Origin of the sequence: Exiguobacterium sp. LL15, assembly GCF_024436095.1 — a bacterium.
GTDB classification, from domain to species: Bacteria; Bacillota; Bacilli; order Exiguobacteriales; family Exiguobacteriaceae; genus Exiguobacterium_A; species Exiguobacterium_A indicum.
Genome location: NZ_JANFNX010000001.1, coordinates 423812 through 443933 on the forward strand (window position 1 = coordinate 423812; position 20122 = coordinate 443933).

A 20122-nucleotide genomic window follows, 5' to 3' on the forward strand; every position below is an offset into this window, starting at 1 on the left:
CATGCGATGCGTATCGAGATGACAGGTATCAAAAAAGCATTCGGTCCCGTCCCTGTCCTGAAAGGTGTCGACTTCGAACTCACTGCGGGTGAGATCCACGCCTTGATGGGAGAGAACGGTGCCGGGAAATCGACGCTGATGAAGATTTTGACCGGTGTCCATAAAGCGGACGCAGGCACGATCCGCGTCGATGGACAGGACGTCGAATATAAGAATCCGAAGCTTGCCGAAGAAGCGGGGATCGCCTTCATCCACCAGGAACTGAACATCCTCCCGGATTTAACGGTGACGGAGAACTTGTTCCTCGGACGGGAGTTGAAGTCACGCTTCGGGATTCTCAAGCAAGGAGAGATGAAGCGGCAGGCAGAACGTGAACTCGCCGAATTGAACGTCTTCATGGACGTCGATCAACTTGCCCGGACTTTATCGGTCGGTCAGCAACAGATGATCGAGATCGCAAAAGCTTTGATGACGGACGCGAAGGTCATCATCATGGATGAACCGACAGCCGCACTGACGGAGCGGGAAATTCGTGCCTTATTTAGCGTCGCGACGGCACTGCGCAACCAAGGTGTCTCAATCGTCTATATCTCGCACCGGATGGAGGAAATCTTCGAGCTCTGCGACCGAATCACCGTCTTACGGGACGGGATTTCCGTCTCGACACACGCGATTCCCGAGACATCCTTCGAACAGATCGTCCGTGAGATGGTCGGTCGTGAGATGGGTGAACGGTATCCGGATCGTGACGTGTCGATCGGTGCGACCGTTCTAGAAGTCAAACAGGCGAGCGGGAAACGGTTCGACGATGTCTCGTTCTCCGTCAAGGCAGGCGAAATCATCGGCTTCTCCGGTTTGATGGGTGCGGGGCGGACGGAAGTCATGCGCGGACTGTTCGGGGTCGATCGCCTGAAAGAAGGAACGATTGAATTGAACGGAAAATCGCTGAAAATCAAGACACCGTATGATGCGATTCGCCAGGGCATCGGCTTTTTGACCGAAGACCGCAAAGGCGAAGGCTTGTTCCTCGACTTTTCACTGCGTGAGAACATCTCACTGCCGACGATTCGTTCGTTATCCCGCTCTGGTGTCATCAAGGATCAGGCAGAACGCGATTTCGCAGAAGGGTATTTGAAGTCGCTCTCGGTCCGGCACAGCTCGATGGACCAGCCGGCGAAGTCATTGTCCGGCGGGAACCAACAGAAGGTCGTCCTCGCGAAGTGGCTCGGGACACAACCGAAAGTCTTGATCCTCGACGAACCGACACGTGGTGTCGACGTCGGGGCGAAGAAAGAGATTTACCTCATCATGAACGAACTCGCTGCGGCGGGTGTCGCGATCATCATGGTCAGCTCGGACCTCCCGGAGATTCTCGGGATGAGCGACCGGGTCTACGTCATGCGCGAAGGCAAGATGAGCGGCATGTTGACACGACAGGAAGCGACGCAAGAAAGCATCATGACACTTGCGACAGGAGGACAATGATATGGAATTGATGCAAGGCAAGGTAACGGAAGCAAAACCGAGACGTCTTGGGATCGGACAAAAGCTTGGACCACTCGCAGGATTGTTCGCGATCGTCCTCGTCGTCTCGATCATGGAACCGGACTTTTTAACATTGAATAATTTATTTAACATCTTACGTCAAGTCTCGATCAATGCCTTGATTGCCTTCGGGATGACGTTCGTCATTCTGACAGGTGGGATTGATTTATCGGTCGGCTCGATTCTCGCCCTCTCGTCCGCCTTCGTCGCGGGTCTGATGACGGACGGAACGTCAGCGTTGATTGCTGTTCTGGCTGGTCTGATCGTCGGAGCCGTCATGGGTGCCTTGAACGGGATGGTCATCTCACTCGGAAAAGTCGCACCATTCATCGCGACACTCGCGACGATGACGATCTTCCGCGGATTGACGCTCGTCTATACGGACGGGAAACCAATCACTGGTCTGAGCCAAGGTGGCTGGTTCGAATTGTTCGGACGCGGTTACTTCTGGATCTTCCCGGTACCGGTCCTGACGATGTTGATCGCCTTCGCGGTCCTCTACTTCATCTTGAAGAAGACGACGTTCGGTCGTTATACGTATGCGATCGGTGGCAACGAAGAAGCAGCGAAGTTAATGGGGATTCAAGTCAATAAAGTCAAAATCATGATCTACTCACTCTCAGGGTTGATGGCAGCACTTGCCGGCATCATCCTGACGTCCCGTCTGAACTCGGCACAACCGACGGCGGGGACATCGTATGAACTCGACGCCATCGCAGCGGTCGTCCTTGGTGGGACGAGCCTGTCAGGTGGTCGTGGCTGGATTGTCGGTACCTTGATTGGTGCCTTGATCATCGGAACACTGAACAATGGACTCAACTTGCTTGGTGTCTCCTCGTTCTTCCAACTCGTCGTCAAAGGTTTAGTCATTTTGTTCGCGGTACTCGCGGACCGGAAACAAGCAGCGTAACCCACACTCAAAAAGGAGGATCTACAGATGAAAAAACTACTTGCAGTCGTCATGATGGCATTAATGGTCTTCGCAGCAGCCTGTTCGACGGAACAACCGGGCAGCAGCAACGGTGATACGAAGAAAAAGACGAAGGACTTCAAGATTGGTCTTTCGATTTCAACCCTCAACAATCCATTCTTCGTCTCGTTAAAAGAAGGGGCAGAACAAGAAGCAAAAGCACAAGGTGCAACACTTCAAGTTGCGGATGCACAAGATGATGCAGCAAAACAAGCAAGCGATATCGAAGACATGGTTCAAAAGAAAGTCGATTTGATCTTGATCAACCCAACGGATTCAGCAGCAGTTGGTGCAGCTGTCCAAACAGCGAACGATGCGAACATCCCCGTCATCACAGTTGACCGGAATGCAGAAGCAGGCGACGTCGTCGCACACATCGCGTCAGATAACGTCGCGGGTGGGAAACAAGCAGGTGAGTACATGATCGAACTCGTCGGCGACAAAGCAAAAGTCGTAGAGCTCGAAGGGATTCCAGGAGCATCCGCAACACGCGATCGTGGTAAAGGGTTCCATGAAGCAGTCGACGGTAAACTTGACGTCGTCGCAAAACAAGCAGCAAACTTCGACCGGGCAAAAGGCTTGTCGGTCATGGAGAACATCCTCCAAAACAACAAAGACATTAAAGCCGTCTTCGCGCACAACGATGAAATGGCACTCGGTGCGGTTGAAGCATTAAAAGCAGCAGGTCTCAACGATGTTAAAGTCATCGGCTTCGATGCAACGGATGATGCCGTCAAAGCCGTCAAAGACGGAAAAATGGCAGGAACAATCGCTCAAAAACCGACGGAGATCGGGAAGATGGGTGTCGAAACAGCCATCAAGCACTTAAAAGGTGAAACAGTCGAGAAGAACATCCCAGTCGATCTCGAATTGATCAAACAATAAGGAGAAGAGACACCTGAGTCGACGATTCAGGTGTCTCTTTTCGTCAGGCAGGAAAAAGTTCCTAAATCTATTCCTTGTTCCCGTACTTGTTTTTCTCTATAATGAAAGAAGCGTATATTACTGAAGGAGGATCATCGATGATCATTCATAACGTGGCTCTTGTCGGCCTCATCGTCGTTTCCGTTCTTCTCATCATCGTCGTTCTATTGATGTCAGGTCGTACGACCGGACTCGGAGCATTGACGGGTGGAGCAGAACAATTATTTGGTCGCCAAAAAGCTCGTGGCTTGGATGCGGTCCTAAATCGTGTGGCGTCTATCTTAGGAGCATTACTCTTCATCTTGGCGTTACTCGTCGCTTTTTATAAGTGAGCATTGAAACGACAGCCGTATGATCGCGCTGTCGTTTTTTGTATTTCTCGATATTCATTTTTTCCGGATATGGGGTATAGAGTTAGAGGGGGAATCATTTTATGAAAATCACTTTACCAAAACCATTCTTTTTCGAAGCCGGCCCACGTGCCGTTTTACTATTACACGGATTCACGGGATCGAGCGCGGATGTCCGCATCCTCGGTCGCTACTTGCAAAAGCAGGGCTATACGTCCCTCGCACCACAATATAAAGGGCACGCTGCCCCACCCGAAGAGCTGACGAAGACCGGGCCAGCCGACTGGTGGCAGGATGTCCTTGCCGGATATCAGGAACTCGTCGATAAAGGTTATGACGAAATCGCCGTTTGCGGACTATCGCTCGGTGGCGTCATGTCGCTGAAGTTATCGATGAACCGTCCGGTCAAAGCGGTCATCCCGATGTGTGCACCCGCCTACATCAAAAGTGAAGAAGTCATGTATGCAGGAGTCACCGAGTACGCACGAGAATTCAAGAAGCGAGAAGGCAAATCGCAAGAAGAGATCGACCACGAGATGGCGTCCTTCGAACCGATGCCGACCTTGAAGGACTTACAGGAGCTGCTGCGCGAGACACGCGATTCGCTTGAGGACGTCTACGCACCGACGCTCGTCGTCCAAGCGCGCAATGATCACATGATCAACACCGACTCCGCGAACATCATCCATGATGGAGTCAGTGCCTTCCAAAAAGAGCTGATCTGGTATGAGAACTCAGGTCACGTCATTACGCTCGACAAAGAAAAAGACCAGCTCCACTCTGACATCTTGGACTTCCTGGAGTCATTGAACTGGAGCAAGTAACTGGAGGTGTCACGTTGGAATTACGTGAACGAATACTAACGGTCATCACGACGGAAGAACGTCCGTTGTCGATTGATCAATTAACGAAAAAACTAGAACTAGCGGATACGGAAGCATTCAAGGAATTGATCCGGACGCTGAACGCAATGGAAGACGAAGCGTTGATCGCCCGGACACGCTCGAATAAGTACGGAACGCTCGCGCAAATCGGTCAAGTCGCTGGGAAGATTTCCGTCCACCAGCGCGGGTTCGGTTTCGTCTCACCGGAAGATGGCTCAGAAGGCGACATCTTCTTGCCGGCACCGGAACTGAAAAACGTCTATAACGGCGACCGTGTCCTCGTCAAAGTGTTTGCCGAGTCAAACGGCGGCGATCGTCGTGAAGGGAAACTGCTCAAGATTCTCTCACGTGGACCAGCCGATTTTGTCGGCACGTTCGTTAGTCCAAAAGGACGGATCGAATCGATCGCCTATATCGAACCGGATGATACGAAGTTGACGTTCTTACCGGTCGTCGCGAACGATGATACGCTCGGTGCCGTCGATGGCCATAAAGTCCTTGCCCGGATCACGAAGTATCCCGATGGACGTTACGCCGGAACGGCAAAAGTCTTAAAAATCATTGGTCACAAGAATGACCCAGGCGTCGACATCTTGTCGATCGTCCATAAGCACGGCATCAACGTCGACTTCTCACCGGAAGCGATCGCTGAGGCGAATGCCGTACCGGATCAGATCGATGAGAAGGATTTGGTCGGACGCGTTGATCTACGGAACGAATTGACGGTGACGATCGACGGCGCAGACGCAAAAGACCTTGATGATGCCGTTCACGTCAAGAAGTTAGCGAACGGTAACTTTGAGCTTGGTGTCCACATCGCCGACGTCTCGCATTACGTCAAAGAAGATTCAGCACTCGACGAAGAAGCGCGTGAGCGCGGAACGAGTGTTTATCTCGTCGACCGTGTCATCCCGATGATTCCGCACCGTCTATCGAACGGGATCTGCTCACTTAACCCGCACGTTGATCGCCTGACGCTCAGCTGTATCATGGAAATCGATGCGAACGGGGCTGTCGTCAACCATGAGATATTCCAAAGTGTCATCAAGACGACGGAACGGATGACGTACACGGACGTCCGGAAAATCATCGAACGCGAAGACGAAGAAGTGATCGCGAAGTACCAGGATCTCGTCGAGTACTTTGACAAGATGGCAGAACTCGCAGCAATCCTCCGCGAACGTCGCTCACGTCGTGGGGCAATCAACTTTGACTTCCCAGAAGCGAAGGTCCTCGTCAATGAAGAAGGCAAGACGAGTGAGATCATCCTCCGCGAACGGTCGGTCGCTGAGAAGCTGATTGAAGAGTTCATGCTTGCAGCGAACGAAACGGTCGCTGAGCATATCCAGCGTCAAAAACTGCCGTTCATGTACCGGATCCACGATGAGCCAAAAGCTGAACGTCTCGATACGTTCTTCAAGTTCATCGGTAACTTCGGCATCAACGTCGAACGTAAGGGTGAGTCAGTCGCACCGAAAACGTTGCAATCGATCCTCAATGCTGTTGAAGGGGAGCCGGAAGAAGCCGTCGTCAGTACGGTCATGCTCCGTTCGCTCCAACAAGCGAAATACGACATCGAACCGATCGGTCACTTCGGTCTGTCGACGGACTATTACACGCACTTCACGTCACCGATCCGTCGGTATCCGGATTTGATGGTCCACCGTCTGTTGCGTGAATATGTCATCTACAATGACAAATCGCAAAAGACACAAGACCGTTATTCGGAGATCCTCCCGGAAATCGCGGATCATTCGTCAAAACGCGAGCGTCGTGCGGTTGATGCAGAGCGGGAAACGAACGCGTTGAAGAAAGCCGAGTATATGGAGCAACACATCGGTGAGACATTTGAAGGCGTCGTCAGTGGTGTGACGAACTTCGGGATGTTCGTCGAATTGCCGAACACGATCGAGGGACTCGTCCACATCCAAGCGATGACGGATGACTTCTACCGTTACGATGAAGCGAACTATCAGCTAATCGGTGAGCGGACGAAGCAACAGTTCCGGATTGGCGATGTCGTCGAGATTAAGGTCACGAACGTCAATATCGATGAACGGACGATTGACTTCAGCGTCGTCGGGATGCCAGAACGGCAACCGAAGAAACGGTTCGAGTCGAAGACGATCCGCTCAAGCGGTGGACGTCCGGGACAAAAACGCGATGATAAGAAGAAGGACGATCGTCGCGGCAAGAAACGGTCAGGTAAGAGCGACCAAAGCAAAGGAAAAGGATTCTCGTTAAAGAATAAGAAAGATAAACCGCCATTCCATAAGGCGGTCTCGAATAAGAAACGGAAGCGCAAATAAGCGCTTCCGCATCGGAAATGTGGTGAACGAACATGCCAAAGGGAACAGATTCGAAAGTCTTAGCGAACAACAAACGGGCCTCGTTCGATTATGCGATCGAGGATACGATTGAAGCCGGTCTTGTCTTGACGGGAACGGAAATCAAATCGGTCCGTAAAGGAAAAATCAGCATCGGGGACGCGTTCGTCCGGTTCGACGGGGGAGAGGCGATTCTCTGGAACTCGAACATCGCCCACTTCGAACAGGGGAACCGATACAACCATGAGCAACTCCGTCCGCGGAAACTGTTGCTGCACAAGAAACAAATCGCAAACTTGATCGGGGCGGTCTCACGGGACGGCTATACGATCGTACCGCTGAAAGTCTATATCAAGAATGGATACGCAAAATGCTTGATTGGACTCGGGCGCGGGAAGAAGAAATTCGATAAACGCGACGACCTGAAGAAGAAGGATGCGAAGCGTGATATCGAGCGAGCACTACGCGATAAGCAAAAGTATTGAACCCGTAACACTTTTCTGCTAGAATATTAGTATTCGGAAAGCCCCAATTTTATATCTTGGGGACGTTACGGATTCGACGGGGGTAGTTCGGTCTTCTGTGGCGTGTCGAGGGGTCGGCCTCGTTAAAACGCACCAGCCATAACTGGCAAAACTAACACACAACTCGCAGCAGCGTAATAGCAACTGCGGATCCTAGCAGCTGTCGCCTGGTCGGCTGATTTCTAGGGTCTCACTTTAAACAGGCTACGCTTGGACCCTTCCGTCTGGAGGGAAAGAGAAGAGATGGAATCAGACTGGTCGGACGGACGCCTGTCAATTGGCAGCCTGACGACGAGATCCCAATAAATTGACTACACACGTAGAAGCTTAAGTATACGATGCCTTCGGACGTGGGTTCGACTCCCACCGTCTCCATACGACGAAATCAGTGGATTTCAAAAAAAGTACTTGAATCTCATTAAATGGGTTCAAGTACTTTTTAGTATAAAAAACTATTTATAAATATTAGAAATAAAATAAAAAATTAATAAGGAGAACAAAATATGGAATTTGGTCAAACAATTAAAATGTTTTTAATTGATGGTAATTCTGATGGCAGATTAACGTGTGAGTTGTCAAATTGGACTGGTCTCGCTTATAGAATTCCACGTACTGAAGTTAAAAAATGTAGTGATCGCCCTAATTTAAATTCAACTGGAATTTATATGTTGTTCGGTCGAAACGAAGAAGATGAAGAAGCAGTTTATATTGGTGAGGCTGAAGAAGTGTATAATCGTCTTCAAGATCATTTACGTGAAAAAGATTTTTGGAATGAAGTGATTGTGTTTATTAGTAAAGATGAGAACTTGAATAAAGCACATATTAAATATTTAGAGAACAAATTGTATCATAAAGCAAAAAAAGCAAACCGTTATAAAGTCGTAAACGGTAATATTCCCCCGATGCCTTCTATCTCTGAAGCAGATCGTGCTGAAATGAATACTTTTGGTAAGAATGTTGAAATGTTGGTAAATATGTTAGGACATAAATTATTCTCAGAAGTTCAAAAGAATATCGATACTGAGAATGAGAACGTTCTATACTTAAAAGGCACAAGAGGTGCCGACAGTATGGGGGCTCAAACATCAGAAGGGTTCGTTGTTTTTAAAAACTCTAAAATTGCGTCAGAAGTTGTCAATTCATTCTCGGAACGATTGAAAGTTAAAAGAAAAGAATTAATTGACTCTAATAAAGTTCAAATAATTGATGGAGAATACATAGTAATCGAAGACTTATTGTTTTCAAGTCCTTCGTTAGCAGCTGATATTGTGACGGGCAGAAGTGCCAACGGATTAGTCGAATGGAAAAATAAACATGGAGTTATTTTAAAGAATTTATCTTAATTTTTACTCTCTATAATGTTGGAATAGAGTAAAAATAGGCTGTAATATTGTAAAAAAAGGAGCTGACACCTATGATAAGACGCGCCACGTTGATGGACGGAAAAGCCTTATCGGACTTAATGCGACGCATTGATCGGGAAACGAAATATATGTTGTATGAACCGGAGGAACGTGTCCTGTCAACGGAACAGGCCGAGGCGTTCATCGAGAAGTTTGGTCAGGCTGCGAACTCGGATATCTTCGTCGTGGACGTCGACGAGCAACTCGTCGGGTATGTGCTCGTCGTTGGTGGTGAACCGAGTCGGATTCGTCACCGCGCGAATCTTGTCATCGGCTTGCTTGATGCCTATACGGGTCGTGGTCTTGGTGCGGGTCTACTTGAGGCAGTCGATGCGTTTGCCATTGAAGCAGGGCTCATCCGACTCGAGTTGACGGTTCGCAAGGATAACTTGCGGGCAATCGAGCTCTATCATAAGTTTGGCTTTAACATCGAAGGGACACGGATTGCGTCGCTCTTCATCGATGGGGAATACGTTGATGAACTGGCGATGTCGAAAATCTATACGACCGAAGAATCCTAAAAAAGATGCTCCGTGGACTTATCTCTGAAAAGAGACGAGACCATGAGCATCTTTTTTTATGGTGATATCTTTTGTTGTTCGAAGTCGATCTCCAGAACATTTTTCGCATAATCCTTACCCCAGTCGTACATCGCATCTAAAATCGGCATTAAGCTATGACCGTGTGGCGTCAACGAATATTCGACCTTCGGTGGTACGACCGGGTAGACTTCCCGGTGAATGATGTGGTGGTCTTCGAGTTCCCGCAGTTGATTGACGAGCATCCGTTGTGTGATCCCGGGCATCAGACTTTTTAGTTCCCCGAAGCGTTTTGTCCCTTCCTTGCCTAAGTGCCAAAGAATGAGCATCTTCCATTTGCCCCCGATGATCGAGAGGGTCAATTCCTTCTCACAGTTAAACTGACGGTCTTCAAAATGTGGCATCGTTCCACCTCCTGTTCCAGTATAGTCTTTCTTCCGATCGACAGTATACTTTTCTGCACTATGTATGAAAAACCTCACTATGTAAATTAAAAGTGCGTACTTCTCAAGAATGCTCCTGCGGATTATATTTAGTCGTGTTCCTTCATGAACGTTTGAAGGAAGTGTCAGGTACGACAATATAGAGAAGAATGGGAGAGATCCAGAATGAAATTACAACTCGCGATTGATTTAGTCGATACAGCAGGTGCGATTGCTTTAGTCAAAGAAATCGGGGAAGACAATTTAGATATCGTTGAGATCGGCACACCGGTCGTCATCAACGAAGGACTCCGCGCCGTCAAAGAAATGAAAGCCGCATTCCCGAACTTAACGGTCCTCGCTGACTTGAAGATCATGGATGCTGCCGGCTACGAAGTCAGCCAAGCTGTCGCACATGGTGCCGACATCGTGACGATCCTTGGGGCAGCGGAAGACATGTCAATCAAAGGGGCAGTCGAAGAAGCGAAAAAATCGGGCAAACAGATTCTCGTTGATATGATTGCTGTCAAAGATATCGCAACTCGGGCGAAAGAACTTGATGCGTTAGGTGTCGATTACATCTGTGTCCACACAGGTTACGATCTGCAAGCAGTCGGTCAAAACTCATTCGAGGATCTCGCAACAATCAAGTCGGTTGTGACAAACGCAAAAACAGCTGTTGCGGGTGGCATCAAGATGGAGACGTTACCGGAAGTCATCGCTGCACGTCCTGATTTGATCATCGTCGGTGGCGGCATCACAGGGCAAGACGATAAACAAGAGACAGCGTCAACGATGCACCGGATGCTGCAAGAGGCGTAAATGACACATATTCAAACGATTATCGAAGAGCTGACTTCTACAGTTGAAGCAATCGATGCGACGGAGACAAAAGAACTGGCAGACGCTGTCTTGCAAGCGAACCGAATCTTTCTCGCAGGAGCCGGTCGCTCCGGCTTGATGGGGAAAGCGTTCGTTATGCGGTTGATGCACATGGGACTTGATGCTTATGTCGTCGGTGAGACGGTCACAGCGAACTTGCGTGAGGGTGACGTGTTAATCGTTGGATCCGGATCGGGTGAGACGAAAACGTTGATTCCAATCGTTGAGAAAGCACAGCAACTCGGTGGAACGGTTGCCGTCGTCACGATCAATCCGACATCGACGTTAGCACGATTAGCCGACTTAGTCGTCCAACTGCCCGGAGTTCCGAAAGAACAAGCGGCATCAGCGGACGAGACGGTTCAACCGATGGGATCGTTGTTCGAACAGACGATGTTGTTGTTCTATGATGGCTTGATTCTGCAGATCATGGAAGACAAACAGCTCGATTCGCAAACGATGTACGGGAAACATGCTAACTTAGAATAGATAAACCAGAAGACCGGTAAACGTATGCGATACGTTTACTGGTCTTTTTTGACTTGATTTTCAATAAAACATTTCCTGTTTGTGCGAATTTGTTCGGATATTAGCAGGAATCGACCTGCCATACTAAAAGAAGTAAAGGTATGGTAAGGGGGAGGAAAAATGCGTTTTACGAAGTCGATGACAACTGTCGTTTTGATCAGTAGTTGCGTCTTATCGGGGTGTACAACGGAGACAAAAGAACATGCTATAAAACCATCTACAGAAGTTACATCCGTAAAACCAACTAAAGGACAAGATGAAATCGAAGAAATTTTAATTAAAGAGCCATCCGTCGATGCAGATACACCGGGCAAAGCGAGCGTCGAGCAAATACAGCTGACCTATAAAAACGGACAAACCGCCGTACCGACTAATGATGATATCTTGTCGGAAGCGATTCTTGGTCAAAAAGCGATTGTCACGCTGCAGTCTCCGGAAGGACCACATCATTACATCGTTTTGTTTTATGAACAGTCTGATCGCTGGATATTAACTGGTGTTCTTCCTGCGACAGGACCTGTTACAACGGAACGCTCGGAATCACGTGGCTTGAAGCTCCCATTTTCGACATTTACAACGAACGAAATGAGTTGGAGTGATGCGGAAGACGCGCCAATCACATGGACGTTTGCTGGAAAAGAATCAATCCTTACGGTTTCGAAGCTCCCGCAGCAACCGATGGACAGCAAACCGACGGAGGTTATGACATTGGCGAATGGAATAGAAGCTTACGTCCATGAGACGAAACGGGAAGCTAGTTTGTCTTATCAGGACGGCGAACAGACGGTTCTGATAGCCGGTAACGTATCAGTTGATCGTCTTAAAATACTTGCGGCATCACTGCCATCCGTCACGTCAGGATCGTTTCCGTATGGGGGAACAGAATAAAAAAATCGCGCGTTTCACACAACTCCCGTCAGAGTAAGTGAAGCGCGCGATCTTTTATCTATTTACGTTCTTACCATTTAAAATCAAAATCAGCACCGACATCTTTTGCGAGGTGGGCATCTGATCCATAGACGAGTGGAATCGATAACGACTGCGTGACTTGCAGGAGTTCCGGGTAAGGATAGGAAAGACCACATAATGGTTTCCGGAGTCCTGCTGTGTTGACGTCGAGTGTGAAGTTCGCCTGACGGATCTTCCGTAACGTGTCGTCGAGGTTCGTTGGGTTCGACTCAAGCGGATAGGCTTGTATGAATTTCGTCGGTAACGTCAAGTGACCGAGGCGCTTCGGCTGGTGTGCACCGAGGTCCGTCATGACGAGGGCTTGGATGCCTTCATAATAGCGTTCGTGGACCGCCGTGACGCTTCCGAGTTTCGTGACGATCTCACCGAAGCTTTCCTTGCTGAAGTCGACGCCGTAATATTGCTCATCGATGTATAAGTAATGCAGTGAGAGAATGCCGTCGGTTAAGACGTCAGCGTAGCGGGCGATGATGTCACGCGTCCCGTCGACATGTCCTTCCCAGTAGTCGAACTCCATCCCGATTCGGATGTCGATCTGATTTTTGTATGTCTCGCGGAGTTGCGTTAATTCCTTCAGGTAGGCATCGGCTGTCGCGAATGACATTCCGGAATCGTTATCTGGCGCAGGATCCGTCACACCTTCAGGTAAAGGGGCATGTTCCATGAAGCTGATTCGTTCTAAGCCTTGTTCTAAGGCACGCTCGATGTAGGCTTCAAGTGGATCCTTCGTACCGTGTGGACAATATGGACTGTGGACGTGACCGTCCCATTTCAATAATTGCATGAGTAACCCTCCGATTTTTTAGAATTGGCAAGCAAAGCGATTGACAATGTGCCCGAAACGCGGTATCTTATCGTTAAATAATTTAGCGTGGTACAGTGATAATAAGATAAAGGAGTGGGAGTATGCAATCATTTTCTACGATTCGACTCAAGGATGGAGCGACAGATTACGTTGGTGCCTCGGCAACGCGGCTCCAGCAGGTCATCCGTCAGCTCGAAGATGGACTCGAACAATCTAACTATACCCGATTAATCACCCCCTTAATTGAGGAAATCGGTGGACGGGAACAGATTCGAATGGATTTTACGACTAGTGTCGCGCGTGCCCTCAGCGAACGTGGTCGCGAACAATATAAACGTGTTTTTTACAGTGGCTCGGTCTTTCAACCGGAAGAGAAGTTCCAGGTCGGGTTCGAGGAACGGGGACAAATCGCAGAAGTTGAAGCAATTCAACTTGCGGTCCGACTCGTCGAAGAACTGACGGGAAAAGAAGTCACACTCTCGATCGGTGATGCCGGTTTGATCGAGCATTTGATCGAGACGCGCGTCGGTGATCACCACTTACGCGACCAAGTGACGCAGATGTTGCGTTTACGTAACGTCATCGAATTGAAGCGAATCGCGGGTCAACTCGATGATGCCTTACTCGCGAAACTTCCTTTATTATTCGGACGTGAAGGAGCAGAGACGATCCTACCGTACGTCGACGAGACACGACTCAATGCCGTGCTTGATCTCGCGGAAGCCGTCAATGCTGATCTCGACTTCGGTCAAATGGGCTTACAGACGTACTACGACGGCATCACGATCCACGGCTTCATCGAAGGTGTGACGGAACCCGTCCTCGTCGGTGGACGCTACGACCGGCTTTATGAACAATTCGGACAAGAACAACAGGCGTTCGGCATCGGATTCTCGGTCGAACGGTTGGCGGAGGTGCTCTAAATGCGAATCGGAATTACAAAAGGACGGCTGTCGAAAGCGACAGAACGTTATCTGAAAGAAGCTGGCGTCGAGACATGGGGAGCCATTGAACGCGAACTAATCGTCAAACGGGGCGAGCACGAATTCGTCTTCATGAAAGGGTCGGACTTGATTCCGTACGTCGCTCAAGGTGTTCTCGATGTTGCGATCACCGGCAGTGACATCTTACTCGAATCGGATCAAGAGCTATCGGAACTCGCAGAATTACCGTTCGGTGTCTGCCGAATGTCGGTCTGTGCGAAGGAACCGTTGCAATTCGAAGGTGGGCGCCGTGTCCGGATTGCGACGAAATATCCGGTCATCGCGAAACGCTACTTCAGCGAACTCGGTGTCGACGTCGACATCGTACCGCTGAACGGTTCGGTCGAGTTGGCACCGTTACTCGGACTTGCTGACGCAATCGTCGATATCGTCGAGACAGGTGAGACGTTACGGGCAAACGGACTAAACGAATACGAAAAAATCATCGATATCAGCGCTCGATTCTTTACGAGCGAATGGACGTTAAAACGGAAGCGGGTTGAAGTCATCCGCTTGCTCGAGCAATTGACAGAAGGAGTGACACGATCATGACACCGACAAAACCTTTCAGCATCGATCGCGACACGGAGCTCGCAGTCCGTGCGATTCTCGAACGCGTCGCAACAGACGGTGACGCTGCTGTCCGCGATTACACGAACCAATTCGATCAGGTTGATCTCGAAGATTTCCGTCTCAGTGAAACACGGATCACGCAAGCGTTCGAACAGGCAGACGCCAACTTGATCGACTCGTTGAAGTTGATGGCGACACGACTCGTCGAATGGCACGAACAAGAACTGCCATCTGACATCGAACTCGTCGAAGCAGACGTGACACGACGTCAACGGTTTGTTCCCGTCGATTCGGTTGGGATCTATGTACCAGGTGGTGCGGCAAGTTATCCGTCGACGGTCTTGATGAACGCCATTCCAGCGAAAGTTGCTGGTGTCGAACGCGTCGTCATGGTGACACCGATGACGAACTTAAGTGACGAGGTTCTTGTTGCGGCACGCATCGCTGGTGTGACAGAAATCTATACCATTGGTGGAGCGCAAGCTGTCGCCGCGCTGACATTCGGAACAGAAAGCATCCAAGCCGTCGACTTGATCGTCGGACCCGGAAACCGCTTCGTTGCGGAAGCGAAACGCCAAGTCTACGGCATCGTTGGCATCGACTCGGTCGCCGGTCCATCGGAAGTCGTCGTCATCGCGGACGAAACAGCGCATCCGGACCGGATCGCAGCGGACTTACTTGCGCAAGCCGAACACGACCGTGACGCTGTCGCGATCGCCTTCGTACCAACGGAAGAGATGAAACAAGCGGTGGATGCAGAGGTCGAACGGCGTTTACAGAAATTGCCGCGTCAAGAGATTGCCCGTCGTGCGATGGAAAACGGTGGCGTCTTCGTCGCTCCACTTGAGAAAGCGATCGAAGAAGCGAACCGTCTCGCAGCGGAACACTTGGAACTTGCTGTTGCCAATCCGCAAGAGGTCGTCAAATCGATTCGTCACGCTGGGATGATCTTCCTCGGTCACGAGACACCGGAAACGCTCGGCGATTACGTCGCCGGAACGAACCATGTCTTGCCGACATCCGGCACAGCCCGTTTTGCGTCTGGATTATCAGCGCGGACGTTCCTGCGTCACCAGACGATGCTCGAAGCCACACGCGCAGGCGTACAACGTCTCGCGAACGCAGCGAAGACCGTTGCCCGGGTTGAAGGACTCGAAGCACACGCACAAGCTATCGAAGTGAGGGAAGACTAATGCGATTACACCAAAACGAACGATTCACGACCCACAGTCCAGTTGGGATCGAAGCGATTCAAGAATTGATCGCAACGTTCCCTTTAAATGAATATCCTGTCGAAATCATCGATCAAGTCAAGGCATCGTACGCGACGTACGCCGGTGTCCGTCCGACGCAACTCGTCGCCGGAAACGGCTCGGATGAGTTGATCGGCTACTTATGTGCCCGCTACGGTGGACCTGGGATGCCGGTCATCGCCTCAGAACCGGACTTCGTCATGTATCAGTTTTATGCTGACCGGGCACGGGCACCGTTCGAACGGGTACCGCTACTTGACGAGATGGCGCTTGACGTCGAGGGATTGACCGCAGCACCCGGTGAGATCATCTTCCTGAGCCACCCACACAATCCGTCTGGTGTCCTCCGGAAGGAAGCGGACATCCGTCGCTTGCTCGACAGTGGCAAATACGTCGTTATCGATGAGGCGTACATCGACTTCGCGCTCGAACAGTCGATGCTTCATCTACTCGAGGAATATCCGAAAGCGATCATCTTACGGACGCTCTCAAAAGCGTTCGGACTCGCATCGCTCCGACTTGGTTTTGTCATCGCGAGCGAACAAATCATCGAAGAAATCGAACAGATTAAATCACCGTACAACGTCTCTGGTCTATCAGCAGCTGTCGGCATCGCCATCATGGCAGAACCGGAACTCGATCGGGTCTTAGAAGAAACATATGCGAGCCGCGAAGCAATCGAACGGATTCTCGCGCCAATCGGCAAGACGTATCCGAGTGCAGCGAACTTCGTCTATGTCGAGTATCCAGAAGCCGAACGCTTTACGCAGCGTTGTGCTGACGCTGGATTACGGATCCGCTTGTTTGACCAAGCATTCCGTGTCAGTTGTGGATCACCAGAAGCGATGCAAGTATTAGAAACGTGTGTAGAGGAGGAATTACGATGCGGCGTGGCGCAAGCGAACGAGTAAGTGCAGAATCAGACATCAAGGTTGAGGTCGATCTCGCAGGAGGTCCGGTTGAAATCAAGACCGGTGTCGGGTTCTTTGATCATATGTTGACGTTATTTGCCTTTCAGGCCCGGATCGGTCTGAAGGTGACAGCAAAAGGTGATACGTGGATCGATGCGCACCATACGGTCGAAGATACAGCGATCGTCCTCGGGGCAGCGTTGACGGAAGCGCTCGGCGATAAAGCCGGGATTGAACGCTACGGCGAATCGCGTGTGCCGATGGACGAGACCCTTGCGTCCGTCGTCCTTGATTTCAGCGGTCGTCCGTTCACCGTCTTCCGTGCTAGTTTCAAGAATCCGAAGCTCGGTGACTTTGATACGGAACTCGCAGAAGAGTTCTTCCAAGGCTTATCGCGCAGTGCCCGGATGACGATTCATGCCGAAGTCTTGTATGGTTCGAACACGCACCACATGATCGAAGGGTTGTTCAAAGCACTCGGTCGGGCCGTCCGTCAGGCAGTTGCTGTGACGAGCGAAGGGGTACCGTCTACGAAAGGGTTGATTGATCAATGATAGCAATCGTCGATTATGGCGTCGGGAATATCGCGAACGTCGAGCGGGCGTTAAAGGAGCTCGGCGAAGCAGTCATCGTCACGAGTGACACGGAGTTGCTCGACCAAGCGGAAGCACTCGTCTTACCGGGTGTCGGTGCTTATGCACCGGCAATGGAGCGCCTGAAGGAAACGGGACTCGTCGACTTCTTAAAAGAACAAGCCGAAAAGAAGCCGTTTCTTGGGATTTGCCTCGGGATGCAACTGCTCTTTGAATCAAGTGACGAAGATGGACTGACGGAAGGTCTCGGGATCTTACCGGGAACGATCGAAAAACTACCGAGCGACGTCCGCTTGCCACATATGGGCTGGCACCAGCTGACGAACCACGGCGAAGCGGTCTATTTCGTCCACTCGTACGGTGCCGTCTGTGACCCAGAATGGATCGTCGACTCGGTCGAATACGGACGCCTCGTACCAGCGATCGTTCAAAAAGGACAAGTCACCGGGATGCAGTTCCACCCGGAAAAGAGTGGCGAAGTCGGATTGAAACTACTGAAGGAATGGAGAGAGACGACATGCAACTCTACCCAGCAATCGATTTAATGAGCGGACAGGCGGTACGCCTGAAGCAAGGAGATTTTGACCAACAGACATTCTTCGGTGATGCGTTGACGATCGCGAAGCGCTTCAAGGAAGACGGGGCGACGGCGATTCACCTGATCGATCTTGACGGCGCGAAAGCCGGCGAACCGTTACACTTGAACTTGATCGCCGACATCAAAAAAGAGACCGGTTTGTTCGTCGAAGCTGGTGGTGGTGTCCGAAACATCGAGACCGTCGAAGCGTACGTCGGTGCCGGAATCGATCGGATTCTCGTCGGCACGGTCGCCCTTGAAGACGAAGCGTTACTCGAGCAGATGATCGCTCTCGCTGGTGATAAACTGGCTGTTGCGTTAGACGCAAAAGAGGGTATCGTTCAGACACGCGGTTGGCTCGAAGCGAGCGGCTGGACGCTTGAAGAAGCAATGACACACTTGATCGGTAAAGGGATCAAGACGTTCCTTTATACGGATATTTCGCGAGACGGGATGATGATGGGACCGGATGTCGATGGACTTGATCGTCTAAAGCGGGAAGGGGTCGAATTGATCGCTTCCGGTGGTGTGACGACGGTCGATGACGTCGCGCGTCTCAAAGAAATCGGCATGGACGGAGCCGTCGTCGGTCGGGCGTTACTCGACGGATCACTTGCCTTAAAAGAGGTGTTACGCGTATGTTGATGAAACGAATCATTCCCTGTCTTGACGTCAAGGAAGGACGTGTCGTCAAAGGGGTAAAATTCCAAAACTTACGTGATCTCGGTGACCCGGTCGCCGTCGCAAAGTATTATTACGAACAAGGGGCAGATGAACTCGTCCTGCTCGATATCTCAGCAACGCAAGAAGGGCGCGAGACGATGCTTGATATCGTCGAACGCGTCGCAGAAGTCATCTATATGCCGTTTACGGTCGGTGGCGGAATCAAGACGATCGAAGACGCGAAACGCTTGATTCGTGCCGGTGCTGACAAAGTCTCACTCAACTCATCAGCGCTTCAAAATCCACAACTGATTCAAGAAGTCAGCCGCCTATTCGGTGTCCAAGCGACGGTCGTCGCAATCGATGCGAAGCAGACCGGTGACTCATGGGGTGTCTTCTCTCACGGTGGAACACAACCCGTCGGACGTGACGCGATCGAGTGGGCACAGGAAGCTGTCGCCCTCGGTGCCGGCGAGTTACTCGTCACGTCGATGGACGCTGACGGAACAAAAGACGGGTATGATCTCGCCTTGATCCGTCGTCTGCGTGAAGTCGTCAACGTGCCGATTATCGCTTCCGGCGGTGTCGGGACACTCGATCACTTGGCGGAAGGATTGGAAGCAGGCGCTGACGCAGCCTTAGCTGCTTCGATCTTCCATGAAGCGACGTACACGATGCCGGAAACGAAAGCCTACCTCAAAGAACGGGGAGTCGAAGTCCGATGACGACATTGAATTTTTCAAAAGGACTCGTCGCTGCCGTCGTCGTCGACGAACAGACGAACGATGTCTTGATGGTCGGCTTCATGGACCAAGCCGCTTATGATAAGACGCTTGCGACCGGTCTTGTTACCTTCTTCTCGCGGACGAAGAATCGTCTCTGGACAAAAGGGGAGACGAGCGGGAACACACTTGAACTCAAACGGATGTGGATCGATTGTGATCAAGATAGTCTTTTGATCGCAGTCAAAGCGAACGGTCCGACATGCCATACCGGAAATCGCAGTTGTTTCTATACGGAAGTGGAGGTGCCAAATGTTATACGAACTGGAACAGACCGTCAAAGCGAAGATTGAGGCAAAGGAAGCAGAATCCTATACGAATTATTTGATTGCTTCCGGGTACGAGAAGATCGCGAAGAAGTTCGGTGAAGAGGCGTTTGAAGTTGTCCTCGCCGGTAACGATACGTTAGCAGAAGAGACAGCAGACTTGTTGTACCACCTAACGGTCTTGCTCGCTGAGCGCGGTGTCTCCTTCAAAGAAGTCGAAGCGGTCCTGAACGAACGTCACGGAACAAAATCGACGTTCAAGGATCGTCCGGATATTGAACAGTGGTAAGGCATATCCACATCGCCTAGGCGGTGTGGATTTTTGTATGGGCGGGAAAAGACAAACAGATGACAGTTGTCATCAAATCGACAGAATGTTTCGATAGGCACGCTGTCGCATGAGAGCGTATAATCAAAAGCATAGTCCTTTGTTTTTAGAAAGTAGGTGT

General features: G+C 50.5%; 22 protein-coding genes, 1 other RNA gene and 1 pseudogene. 22 read left to right on the forward strand and 2 right to left on the reverse strand.

Translation table 11 applies throughout. The annotated features are described in order from the left end of the window. Window positions 1–6 precede the first annotated feature (6 nt). The 10 genes from NOM72_RS02010 to NOM72_RS02055 all read left to right on the forward strand — a co-directional run bounded on the left by NOM72_RS02010 (window position 7) and on the right by NOM72_RS02055 (window position 9448). The gene (locus tag NOM72_RS02010) at window positions 7–1485 is read left to right on the forward strand and encodes a sugar ABC transporter ATP-binding protein (RefSeq protein WP_058264675.1); all 1479 of its coding nucleotides are present in this window, start codon (window positions 7–9) and stop codon (window positions 1483–1485) included. 1 nt (window position 1486) lies between these two features. Further along, window positions 1487–2455 carry a ribose ABC transporter permease gene (rbsC, locus tag NOM72_RS02015; RefSeq protein ID WP_050678685.1) on the forward strand — a complete coding sequence of 323 codons (969 nt, stop codon included), beginning with the start codon at window positions 1487–1489 and terminating at the stop codon, window positions 2453–2455. Between the two features lie 27 nt (window positions 2456–2482). After that, a complete protein-coding gene (gene rbsB / locus NOM72_RS02020; RefSeq protein WP_035396322.1) occupies window positions 2483–3400 on the forward strand; it encodes a ribose ABC transporter substrate-binding protein RbsB in 918 nt (305 codons plus the stop codon). 137 nt (window positions 3401–3537) lie between these two features. Then, a complete protein-coding gene (gene secG, locus NOM72_RS02025) occupies window positions 3538–3771 on the forward strand; it encodes a preprotein translocase subunit SecG (RefSeq protein WP_023469201.1) in 234 nt (77 codons plus the stop codon). 101 nt (window positions 3772–3872) lie between these two features. Beyond that, the gene (locus NOM72_RS02030; RefSeq protein ID WP_023469200.1) at window positions 3873–4613 is read left to right on the forward strand and encodes an alpha/beta hydrolase; all 741 of its coding nucleotides are present in this window, start codon (window positions 3873–3875) and stop codon (window positions 4611–4613) included. A gap of 14 nt (window positions 4614–4627) precedes the next feature. Continuing rightward, entirely contained in the window at window positions 4628–6982 is a 2355-nt protein-coding gene (gene rnr, locus NOM72_RS02035; RefSeq protein ID WP_023469199.1) for a ribonuclease R, read from the forward strand. A 32-nt stretch (window positions 6983–7014) separates the two neighbouring features. Next, the gene (gene smpB / locus NOM72_RS02040) at window positions 7015–7485 is read left to right on the forward strand and encodes an SsrA-binding protein SmpB (RefSeq protein ID WP_023469198.1); all 471 of its coding nucleotides are present in this window, start codon (window positions 7015–7017) and stop codon (window positions 7483–7485) included. Between the two features lie 58 nt (window positions 7486–7543). After that, window positions 7544–7902, forward strand: a transfer-messenger RNA (tmRNA) gene (gene ssrA / locus NOM72_RS02045). A 125-nt stretch (window positions 7903–8027) separates the two neighbouring features. Continuing rightward, window positions 8028–8867: a GIY-YIG nuclease family protein gene (locus NOM72_RS02050; protein ID WP_035396329.1), complete on the forward strand. Its 840-nt coding sequence runs from the start codon at window positions 8028–8030 to the stop codon at window positions 8865–8867. A gap of 71 nt (window positions 8868–8938) precedes the next feature. Beyond that, entirely contained in the window at window positions 8939–9448 is a 510-nt protein-coding gene (locus tag NOM72_RS02055; protein ID WP_023469196.1) for a GNAT family N-acetyltransferase, read from the forward strand. Window positions 9449–9504: 56 nt separating this feature from the next. Here the strand turns inward: NOM72_RS02055 and hxlR are convergent, their stop codons facing one another. After that, window positions 9505–9870 (reverse strand): transcriptional activator HxlR, encoded by a 366-nt coding sequence (hxlR, locus tag NOM72_RS02060; RefSeq protein WP_029342458.1) that lies wholly within the window; start codon window positions 9868–9870, stop codon window positions 9505–9507. Between the two features lie 204 nt (window positions 9871–10074). On the opposite strand from hxlR, the gene hxlA reads away from it, so the two are divergent. The 3 genes from hxlA (at window position 10075) to NOM72_RS02075 (ending at window position 12186) form a co-directional block, all read left to right on the forward strand. Next, window positions 10075–10710: a 3-hexulose-6-phosphate synthase gene (gene hxlA, locus NOM72_RS02065; RefSeq protein ID WP_023469194.1), complete on the forward strand. Its 636-nt coding sequence runs from the start codon at window positions 10075–10077 to the stop codon at window positions 10708–10710. After that, window positions 10711–11259, forward strand: a complete 549-nt coding sequence (gene hxlB / locus NOM72_RS02070) for a 6-phospho-3-hexuloisomerase (protein ID WP_255997623.1) — start codon at window positions 10711–10713, stop codon at window positions 11257–11259. It begins immediately after the preceding gene. A 159-nt stretch (window positions 11260–11418) separates the two neighbouring features. Next, the gene (locus NOM72_RS02075; RefSeq protein ID WP_255997624.1) at window positions 11419–12186 is read left to right on the forward strand and encodes a hypothetical protein; all 768 of its coding nucleotides are present in this window, start codon (window positions 11419–11421) and stop codon (window positions 12184–12186) included. 70 nt (window positions 12187–12256) lie between these two features. On the opposite strand, the gene hisJ is transcribed toward NOM72_RS02075, so the two are convergent. Then, on the reverse strand, window positions 12257–13051 hold the full coding sequence (hisJ, locus tag NOM72_RS02080) for a histidinol-phosphatase HisJ (RefSeq protein WP_255997625.1): 795 nt from the start codon (window positions 13049–13051) through the stop codon (window positions 12257–12259). A 122-nt stretch (window positions 13052–13173) separates the two neighbouring features. Between hisJ and NOM72_RS02085 the strand changes: the two genes are divergently transcribed. From NOM72_RS02085 to hisIE, 9 genes and pseudogenes are all read left to right on the forward strand, one after another. Beyond that, window positions 13174–13995, forward strand: coding sequence for an ATP phosphoribosyltransferase regulatory subunit (locus NOM72_RS02085; RefSeq protein WP_035396343.1), 822 nt, complete (start codon window positions 13174–13176; stop codon window positions 13993–13995). After that, complete coding sequence (gene hisG / locus NOM72_RS02090) at window positions 13996–14607, forward strand: ATP phosphoribosyltransferase (RefSeq protein ID WP_023469189.1); 612 nt, start codon at window positions 13996–13998, stop codon at window positions 14605–14607. After that, on the forward strand, window positions 14604–15821 hold the full coding sequence (gene hisD, locus NOM72_RS02095; RefSeq protein ID WP_255997626.1) for a histidinol dehydrogenase: 1218 nt from the start codon (window positions 14604–14606) through the stop codon (window positions 15819–15821). The genes hisG and hisD overlap by 4 nt, the downstream gene beginning before the upstream one ends. Beyond that, on the forward strand, window positions 15821–16792 hold the full coding sequence (locus NOM72_RS02100; protein ID WP_255997627.1) for a pyridoxal phosphate-dependent aminotransferase: 972 nt from the start codon (window positions 15821–15823) through the stop codon (window positions 16790–16792). Before hisD ends, NOM72_RS02100 begins: the two co-directional genes overlap by 1 nt. Then, entirely contained in the window at window positions 16765–17346 is a 582-nt protein-coding gene (gene hisB / locus NOM72_RS02105; RefSeq protein WP_035396348.1) for an imidazoleglycerol-phosphate dehydratase HisB, read from the forward strand. Before NOM72_RS02100 ends, hisB begins: the two co-directional genes overlap by 28 nt. Beyond that, entirely contained in the window at window positions 17343–17930 is a 588-nt protein-coding gene (gene hisH, locus NOM72_RS02110) for an imidazole glycerol phosphate synthase subunit HisH (protein ID WP_255997628.1), read from the forward strand. Before hisB ends, hisH begins: the two co-directional genes overlap by 4 nt. Beyond that, a complete protein-coding gene (gene hisA, locus NOM72_RS02115; protein WP_029342450.1) occupies window positions 17903–18607 on the forward strand; it encodes a 1-(5-phosphoribosyl)-5-[(5-phosphoribosylamino)methylideneamino]imidazole-4-carboxamide isomerase in 705 nt (234 codons plus the stop codon). The genes hisH and hisA overlap by 28 nt, the downstream gene beginning before the upstream one ends. Then, window positions 18601–19350, forward strand: a complete 750-nt coding sequence (gene hisF, locus NOM72_RS02120; RefSeq protein WP_023469183.1) for an imidazole glycerol phosphate synthase subunit HisF — start codon at window positions 18601–18603, stop codon at window positions 19348–19350. Before hisA ends, hisF begins: the two co-directional genes overlap by 7 nt. After that, window positions 19347–19962, forward strand: a pseudogene (hisIE, locus tag NOM72_RS02125) (bifunctional phosphoribosyl-AMP cyclohydrolase/phosphoribosyl-ATP diphosphatase HisIE). Before hisF ends, hisIE begins: the two are co-directional and overlap by 4 nt. Window positions 19963–20122 lie beyond the last annotated feature (160 nt).

Coding starts and splice junctions, on each gene's coding strand:
- NOM72_RS02010 (WP_058264675.1), top strand. CDS start 7: ATGCGTATCGAGATGACAGGTATCAAAAAAGCATTCGGTCCCGTCCCT.
- rbsC (WP_050678685.1), top strand. CDS start 1,487: ATGGAATTGATGCAAGGCAAGGTAACGGAAGCAAAACCGAGACGTCTT.
- rbsB (WP_035396322.1), top strand. CDS start 2,483: ATGAAAAAACTACTTGCAGTCGTCATGATGGCATTAATGGTCTTCGCA.
- secG (WP_023469201.1), top strand. CDS start 3,538: ATGATCATTCATAACGTGGCTCTTGTCGGCCTCATCGTCGTTTCCGTT.
- NOM72_RS02030 (WP_023469200.1), top strand. CDS start 3,873: ATGAAAATCACTTTACCAAAACCATTCTTTTTCGAAGCCGGCCCACGT.
- smpB (WP_023469198.1), top strand. CDS start 7,015: ATGCCAAAGGGAACAGATTCGAAAGTCTTAGCGAACAACAAACGGGCC.
- NOM72_RS02050 (WP_035396329.1), top strand. CDS start 8,028: ATGGAATTTGGTCAAACAATTAAAATGTTTTTAATTGATGGTAATTCT.
- NOM72_RS02055 (WP_023469196.1), top strand. CDS start 8,939: ATGATAAGACGCGCCACGTTGATGGACGGAAAAGCCTTATCGGACTTA.
- hxlR (WP_029342458.1), bottom strand. CDS start 9,870: ATGCCACATTTTGAAGACCGTCAGTTTAACTGTGAGAAGGAATTGACC.
- hxlA (WP_023469194.1), top strand. CDS start 10,075: ATGAAATTACAACTCGCGATTGATTTAGTCGATACAGCAGGTGCGATT.
- hxlB (WP_255997623.1), top strand. CDS start 10,711: ATGACACATATTCAAACGATTATCGAAGAGCTGACTTCTACAGTTGAA.
- NOM72_RS02075 (WP_255997624.1), top strand. CDS start 11,419: ATGCGTTTTACGAAGTCGATGACAACTGTCGTTTTGATCAGTAGTTGC.
- hisJ (WP_255997625.1), bottom strand. CDS start 13,051: ATGCAATTATTGAAATGGGACGGTCACGTCCACAGTCCATATTGTCCA.
- NOM72_RS02085 (WP_035396343.1), top strand. CDS start 13,174: ATGCAATCATTTTCTACGATTCGACTCAAGGATGGAGCGACAGATTAC.
- hisG (WP_023469189.1), top strand. CDS start 13,996: ATGCGAATCGGAATTACAAAAGGACGGCTGTCGAAAGCGACAGAACGT.
- hisD (WP_255997626.1), top strand. CDS start 14,604: ATGACACCGACAAAACCTTTCAGCATCGATCGCGACACGGAGCTCGCA.
- NOM72_RS02100 (WP_255997627.1), top strand. CDS start 15,821: ATGCGATTACACCAAAACGAACGATTCACGACCCACAGTCCAGTTGGG.
- hisB (WP_035396348.1), top strand. CDS start 16,765: ATGCGGCGTGGCGCAAGCGAACGAGTAAGTGCAGAATCAGACATCAAG.
- hisH (WP_255997628.1), top strand. CDS start 17,343: ATGATAGCAATCGTCGATTATGGCGTCGGGAATATCGCGAACGTCGAG.
- hisA (WP_029342450.1), top strand. CDS start 17,903: ATGCAACTCTACCCAGCAATCGATTTAATGAGCGGACAGGCGGTACGC.
- hisF (WP_023469183.1), top strand. CDS start 18,601: ATGTTGATGAAACGAATCATTCCCTGTCTTGACGTCAAGGAAGGACGT.